9 protein-coding genes are annotated in these 6,093 nt (G+C 69.7%); 4 read left to right on the top strand and 5 right to left on the bottom strand.

The window, feature by feature from the left end; translation table 11 throughout:
* Positions 1–83 precede the first annotated feature (83 nt).
* A complete protein-coding gene (locus NQ160_RS16710) occupies positions 84–1,055 on the bottom strand; it encodes a DNA topoisomerase IB (protein ID WP_257516288.1) in 972 nt (323 codons plus the stop codon).
* Between the two features lie 2 nt (positions 1,056–1,057).
* Complete coding sequence (locus NQ160_RS16705) at positions 1,058–1,327, bottom strand: Rho termination factor N-terminal domain-containing protein (protein WP_257516287.1); 270 nt, start codon at positions 1,325–1,327, stop codon at positions 1,058–1,060.
* 214 nt (positions 1,328–1,541) lie between these two features.
* Here NQ160_RS16705 and NQ160_RS16700 point away from each other — a divergent pair, with 214 nt between their 5' ends.
* Entirely contained in the window at positions 1,542–1,706 is a 165-nt protein-coding gene (locus NQ160_RS16700) for a hypothetical protein (protein ID WP_257516286.1), read from the top strand.
* Positions 1,707–1,764: 58 nt separating this feature from the next.
* Here NQ160_RS16700 and NQ160_RS16695 read toward each other — a convergent pair whose 3' ends face one another.
* Positions 1,765–2,517, bottom strand: coding sequence for a MerR family transcriptional regulator (locus NQ160_RS16695; protein ID WP_257516285.1), 753 nt, complete (start codon positions 2,515–2,517; stop codon positions 1,765–1,767).
* Positions 2,518–2,686: 169 nt separating this feature from the next.
* Here NQ160_RS16695 and NQ160_RS16690 point away from each other — a divergent pair, with 169 nt between their 5' ends.
* Together NQ160_RS16690 and NQ160_RS16685 are read left to right on the top strand one after the other, a co-directional pair.
* Positions 2,687–3,550, top strand: coding sequence for a DUF4097 family beta strand repeat-containing protein (locus NQ160_RS16690; RefSeq protein WP_257516284.1), 864 nt, complete (start codon positions 2,687–2,689; stop codon positions 3,548–3,550).
* Positions 3,550–4,155: a PadR family transcriptional regulator gene (locus tag NQ160_RS16685; RefSeq protein ID WP_257516283.1), complete on the top strand. Its 606-nt coding sequence runs from the start codon at positions 3,550–3,552 to the stop codon at positions 4,153–4,155. The genes NQ160_RS16690 and NQ160_RS16685 overlap by 1 nt, the downstream gene beginning before the upstream one ends.
* On the opposite strand, the gene NQ160_RS16680 is transcribed toward NQ160_RS16685, so the two are convergent.
* A complete protein-coding gene (locus NQ160_RS16680) occupies positions 4,156–4,674 on the bottom strand; it encodes a universal stress protein (protein WP_257516290.1) in 519 nt (172 codons plus the stop codon).
* A gap of 141 nt (positions 4,675–4,815) precedes the next feature.
* Here NQ160_RS16680 and NQ160_RS16675 point away from each other — a divergent pair, with 141 nt between their 5' ends.
* Positions 4,816–4,998 carry a DUF3073 domain-containing protein gene (locus tag NQ160_RS16675; protein ID WP_257516289.1) on the top strand — a complete coding sequence of 61 codons (183 nt, stop codon included), beginning with the start codon at positions 4,816–4,818 and terminating at the stop codon, positions 4,996–4,998.
* Positions 4,999–5,003: 5 nt separating this feature from the next.
* On the opposite strand, the gene NQ160_RS16670 is transcribed toward NQ160_RS16675, so the two are convergent.
* The coding region (locus NQ160_RS16670) for an MFS transporter (RefSeq protein ID WP_257516282.1) at positions 5,004–6,093 on the bottom strand (1,090 nt) is incomplete at its 5' end.

The following is a 6,093-nucleotide window of genomic DNA, read 5'->3' as shown; positions in this document are numbered from 1 at the left end:
GCCGCACGGGCCGCGACGCCGAGGGCGCCACCGAGCACGACCACCGCCAGGGTCACCCATGAGAACCGTGCCACGCGCTCAGGCTAGGGAACGCTCTGCAGGATCAGCGCGCGGATCGCCGATTCCGGCGAGACGGAGGTGTCCAGCAGCCTTCCCGCCCGGTAACGGCTGAACACGCGCGGGTCGATGTACGAACCGCGGGCGACCGTCGGGGTGTTGCCCAGCGCATCGGAGGCGCGTTTGACCGCGAGGACCTCCGCGCGCTTGCGGTCGCGCTTGCGGTCGACCATGCCGATGCGGGCGAGGGTGTCGGCCGCGAGAACCGTGCCTCGCAGGGTGCGGAAGTCCTTCGCGGTGAAGTCGCCGCCGGTCAGCGATCGCACGTAGGCGTTGACCTCTTTCGGCGTCAAGGGCTGACGTTGCCGGCCCCGATCCCAGGACAGCAGCGGTGATCCGGGCCGGCCGACGGTAAGCACGGCGAGCACCGCGGCCAGGTCGGCGTCGTCGAATTCGATGAGCTGACGCTTTCCGCTCTTGCCGGGAAAGCTCAGCGTGACCGTCGATTCGTCAACGGTGGCGTGGCGGCGCTGGAGCGTCGTCAGCCCTCGATTTCCCGTCCGCGCGAGGTGACGCTCCGACCCGATGCGCACGGCAGCCTGATCCAGCAGCCGGAACGCGGTCGCCAGCACCCGCTCCCGACTCAGATCGTCTGTGCGCAGGGCCGCCGTCACGCGTCCCCGCGCCCGCGGCAGCGCCTCGGCCAGCAGCAGCGCGCGGGCGTACTTGCCCTTGTCCCGCTTGGGCGCCCAGTCCGCGTGGTAGAGGTACTGACTGCGTCCAGCCTCATCAACGCCCACCGCCTGGATGTGCCCGTTGGGGGCGGCGCTGATCCAGACATCCCGCCAGGCCGGCGGGATCACCAGGGCCAGGATGCGCTCTCGGTCCTCTGCGCTGCACGGTTCCCCCTGACCATCGAGGTAGCGGAACCCGGATCCTGAGCGCACACGCCGAATGCCCGCGTCGACCCCGGGGCGCACGCGCCGAAGACGCGGCACCGTCAGTGGTTGCGGAGCATGTCGATCAGCTCCGCCTTGCGCTTGCCGGAGTATCCGGAGAGGCCGAGCTCCTTCGCCCTGCCCCGCAGGTCCGTGACGGTCCAGTCGTCGTAGTCGCCCGCCTTGCCACCGCGCCCACCGACGCTGGAGCGGCCGTCGCGAGCGGCCGCATTGGAGATACGCGCTGCCTTCTGCTGGGAAGCCCCGCCCTCGCGCAGCTCTTCGTACAGCTCGGGATCCTTGAGACTGTTCGCTCCTCGACCCTGCGGCATGTTGCCTCCTCGTCAGCGGGTTCCTTGACGTTAGGCGCCGGAGGATCTGCACGCACGGGGTTGACAGCGGGCGCGCGCACGTTCTATCAGGGTGCGAGCTGCGCCGTCAAGGGTTCGTCGGCTAACACACAGGATCGCTAGCGTGATTGCGAGCGCTGACCCGCGCTCAACGCCCGCTCCCCGGTGGGTGTGGGAGACATAACAAGGAGCCCCCATGAACATCGCACTCCTCATCATCATCGTCGTCGCCATCATTCTGGCCATCGTCGGTGGTATGAACACCGCGCTCAGCTGGCTGCTGTGGGTGGCACTGATCGTCGGTGTGATCGCACTGATCGCTTTCCTCTTCCGCGTGATCAGCGGCAACAAGAGGGTCTAAGACCTCACCCGAACAAGGGCCCGGCGCATCGCGCCGGGCCCTTGTGGCGTCTGCGGGATCAGAGCGCGTGCTGCGCGTACACGCGCAACACGTCGCGCACGAACTCCGCGTCGGCCTGGCCCCCGTAGTGCGCCGCGAACCGCGGGTCGGCGACATACATCTCGCCCAGACCGAGCACGTATCCCTTCACCTGGTCGGGCGACGTCGGCGCGCCGCGCACCCCGGTCAACCACGCCACGTGACGCGCCGCGAGCTGCTGGGCCTCGTCGGATTCGGGGGCGATGCCGCGCGCGGCGGCATCCTTCCAGTCGCTCGCGAGCCGCGCCGTCTCGTCCTGCCACTGCGCCCGCTCGTCCGCACCGAGCCCCCGCCACCAGCGGTCGCTCTGCGCATACGCCTCGGACCCCCAGCGCTGCACCACTTCGGATTCGTACTGCGTGTGGTCGAAGCCGTCGAACATGCCCTGTGCCATGAGTTGTTCACCTCCTCTCAGTGCTCCGATCGTCGATTCGACTGCCGCGATCTGCCGCGTCAATCTGTCTTGCTCCTGCCGCAGCAACGCCAGGTGCGCCTCGAGGGCATCCTGCTCGTCGGCCTGGCGGGCCAGCACGTCGGCGATGCCCGAGAGCCCCAGCCCCAACTGGCGAAGGAGCAGGATGCGCTGCAGTCGCACCAGCGCCGCCTCGTCGTAGCGGCGGTAGCCGTTGGTGCCGACGCTCGAGGGGACGAGAAGCCCGATGTCGTCGTAGTGCCGGAGTGTGCGGCTGGTCGTCCCGGCGAGCCGGGCGACGTCTTGAATGGACCATTCCATGCCCATCTCCCTTCGGCACCGACGCTACGGGTTGACGCCGCGTCAAGGTCAAACCCTCCAGCACCCCGCTCGAAAGGCGTTCCACACCCCACCCCTGGCATAGTCGCGATATATCGTGTTACCCTCCTGCGAAACGCGATATATCGCGCCACCGAACCCAGGAGCAGACATGGCCATCGAGAAGTGGATCATCCATCCCGGCGAGACTCGCGTGATCGACGTCGACGGCATCCGCACGCTGAAAGTGGGCCTCGTCGGTGGGCAGGTCGACATCGTGGCCCACGATGAACCCGGGGTACGCATCGAGGTGCACGGGGTCACCGTGAAGGATCTGCGCATCGAGGCGACGGACGGTGCGCTCGAGATCGACCACCCGCAGCTGCGCTGGGACAACTTCGTGCAGGTCTTCCGCAACTTCGGTGCCGGCGGCCCCAAGGCCGAGATCAGCGTCGCCGTGCCCCGGACCGTGAGCCTCACGCTGGGCGTCGTCAGCGCCAGTGCCCTCGTGACCGGGCTGCGGACGGACGCCCGACTCAACACCGTGTCGGGCGACATCATCGTCGACGGGCTCGAGGGCGACGTGTCCGTCAACGCCGTATCCGGTGACACGCAGATCCGGGGCCTCGTCGGCGCGCTCAGCGCCAACAGCGTGTCCGGCGACATCGCGGCATCCGGGTCCCTGCGCACCGCAGGCATCGACACGGTGTCGGGTGCGCTGATGATCGACTCGACCGGGCCGACCGAAGCCGTCACCATCAACACCGTCGCCGGCAACGCCACGGTGCGACTCGACCCGGATCTCGCCGCCAACTACGCCGTGCGCAGCGTGCGCGGCACGGTGCTCATCGACGGCGTCACCCGTTCCAGCGCCAGCGGCGTCGGCGTCAACTTCACCGGCTCCACGGGTGAGCTCAGCGGCTCGTTCGTCGACGTACGCGCGCACAGCGTCTCGGGCGACGTCACGGTGCTGCGCCGCCCGGCGGCCGGTACGCCCGACGCGGTCGCGTCCGCACCGGACTCGGAGGTGTGGTGATGCCTCCGGTCTTCTCGCACGGCGACCTGCGACTGTACCTGCTGAATCTGCTCGCGGAGGCCCCGAGACACGGCTACGACCTCATCCAGGCACTGTCCGACCGCACCGGGGGCACGTACACCCCCAGCGCCGGAACGGTGTATCCGCGCCTTGCGAAGCTGGAGGAGGAAGGGCTGGTGACGAAGTTCGCCGACGGCCGCAAGACGGTGTACGAGATCACCGACGCCGGCCGAGCCGAGGTGACCGCCCGGGCTGGGGACCTCGAGGGCATCGAGGAAGGATTGGCCGACAGCGTGCGACTCATCGCCGACGAGGTGCGCGGCAACGTGCGGGAGGCCATGCGCAGCCTTCGCGCCGACCTCGCCGCGGCCGCGAAGACCGACCGGTCGTCCGCATCACACGCCCCTGTCGACGACTCCCGCGCCGACAGCCGGGCCCAATTGCAGCGCGCCGATGCCGCCCTGACCGAGTTCCGCTCCCGCGTGCGCAGCACCCTGCGTGTGCACGTCGCCCGCGGGGGCGCCGTGCCCCCGAGCGTCGTCGACGACCTCACCGCGGCATTGGATTCCGCCGCCCGCGAGGTCGCCCGCGCGCTGGGTGACTGATCAGGCTTCGGGCCAGAGTTCCTCGTCGTCGCGAGCCGGCTCGCCCAGCGGCACGACGAGGATCGGGCGGTGCTGACGGTGCGCCAGCCGCGCGGCGACCGATCCGGTGAAGAACTCGCGGATCGACTCGCCGATGCCGCGGCGGCGCGTGCCCACGACGATCAGGCGCGCGTCGGTGTGGTCGGCCAGGTGCTTCATGGCCAGGGCCGGGTCGCCGACCAATTGACGGACGCACCAGTCGACGCCCGTGCCCGCGAGGGCGGCCGTGGCGGCGGCGGTCACCGCGGCGAGGTCGCCTTCACCGGTGGCGATGTTGAGGTCCAGGGGAGCGGAATGGACGTAGCCGTCGGGATCCTCGTAGGTCACGAACCTGGTCACATCGACGTGCACGACCACCAGCGGCGCGCCGAGGAGCACGGCATAACGCGCGGCTTCCTTCAGAACACGGGACGGCTGCCCCGGAATCGCACCCACCAGCACGGCGTGTTCGGGTGTCGCGTCGGTGGACTCATCGGCCATGGCGTCGTCGCCCCTTCCCCACAGGCCGGGCACGAGGCGCCGTGGTACCCTGAATCCTACTCTTCCCGGCTTTCTGCCGGATCGTGATTACGTCGGGCTCAGTCGCACAGCCCGCGGCTCAGACAAATGAGGGGGTCTCGCATGGGGCGTGGCCGTCAAAAGGCGAAGCACACCAAGATCGCCAGGGAACTCAAGTCGTTCAGCCCGAGCGTTAACTACGCCGCGCTCGAGCGTGAACTGGGGCACCCAGACGACGACGAGAAGGAATACGTCGACAAGTGGGCGGACCAGTACACCGACGAGTATGAGGACGAGAAGGCATAGGCCCCTCACCAGGGGCCGTGCCGTCTTTCCCAATCCTCTTCGATCGTGCGCGCGCGTGTGATCACGTACCCGGCGGGTATCGCGGCGAGGACCACACCCACGAGCACCCACAGGGGCGCCGTCCAGGCTCCGGTGACGTCGTGGAGGAGTCCGATCGCGAACGGGAACACGGCGGCGATCGCGTACCCGACGCTCTGCACGAACCCGCTGAGGGCGACCGCCGTCTCGTGACTGCGGGCGCGCAGGCCCAGCAGCACCAGGATCATCGGAAACAGCAGCGGCGCCACTCCGAGCAGCGCCACCCAGACGACGGGGGCGGCGGCGGGGACGAAGAGCAAGCCCAGGAGCCCGGTGAGTCCGGCGCCCACGGCGACGACGACCAGCACGCGCTCCGCCCGCAGCCTCGCCACGAGAAGCGGCACCGCGAGCGATGCCGGCAGTCCCATCACCGCGAACAGCGACAGCAGCGCCCCGGCCATCTGCGGCGTGACGCCCGCGGTGTCGATGAGGATCGTCGGCAGCCACCCGAACGAGGTGTACGCCAGGATGGACGAGACGGCGAACGCGACGGCCAACGCCCACGCCAGCGGCAGTCGCCAGAGCCGGGCGAACAGGCGCGGGGTGGGCGCCGCATCCTCGCCGCCGACATCCTGGGTCCGCTGCGGGCCCCGCGGCGCGCGCGTCAGCATGAGCACCCACGGAACGGTCGCCACGACCGCGAACAGCGCCCACGCACCCAGCGACACGCGCCATCCGGCCACGTCGGCGAACGGCACGGCGACCAGCGGCGGGGTGAAGGTCGCGACCGCCATCGTCGTGGTGTAGACCGTGGTCATCAGACCCACGCGCCGCGGGAAGTACTTCTTCACCAGCGGCGGAAGCAGGATGTTCCCGACGCCCACCCCGGCGAACACCAGTGCGGTGGCGGCGAGCAGGGTGAGCGAGTCGGCCGCGAAGCCGCGCGACATCAGGCCGACCGCGACCACCGCGATCGCCGCCACGGCCACCCGCTCGAGCCCGAACCGGCGCTCGAAGCGCGGGGCGAGCAGCCCGAAGACCGCGAAGCACACCGGCGGCGCGGTGCCGATGAGCCCC

Source organism: Microbacterium sp. zg.Y909 (assembly GCF_024626565.1).
The sequence above is the reverse complement of the archived record's forward strand: the minus strand, read 5'-3'. Positions and strand labels throughout refer to the sequence as shown.

Bases quoted from the DNA above. Each gene is read 5' to 3' on its own strand.
- NQ160_RS16690 (WP_257516284.1), top strand. From the start codon at position 2,687: ATGGCCATCGAGAAGTGGATCATCCATCCCGGCGAGACTCGCGTGATC.
- NQ160_RS16685 (WP_257516283.1), top strand. From the start codon at position 3,550: ATGCCTCCGGTCTTCTCGCACGGCGACCTGCGACTGTACCTGCTGAAT.
- NQ160_RS16695 (WP_257516285.1), bottom strand. From the start codon at position 2,517: ATGGAATGGTCCATTCAAGACGTCGCCCGGCTCGCCGGGACGACCAGC.
- NQ160_RS16675 (WP_257516289.1), top strand. From the start codon at position 4,816: ATGGGGCGTGGCCGTCAAAAGGCGAAGCACACCAAGATCGCCAGGGAA.
- NQ160_RS16680 (WP_257516290.1), bottom strand. From the start codon at position 4,674: ATGGCCGATGAGTCCACCGACGCGACACCCGAACACGCCGTGCTGGTG.
- NQ160_RS16705 (WP_257516287.1), bottom strand. From the start codon at position 1,327: ATGCCGCAGGGTCGAGGAGCGAACAGTCTCAAGGATCCCGAGCTGTAC.
- NQ160_RS16700 (WP_257516286.1), top strand. From the start codon at position 1,542: ATGAACATCGCACTCCTCATCATCATCGTCGTCGCCATCATTCTGGCC.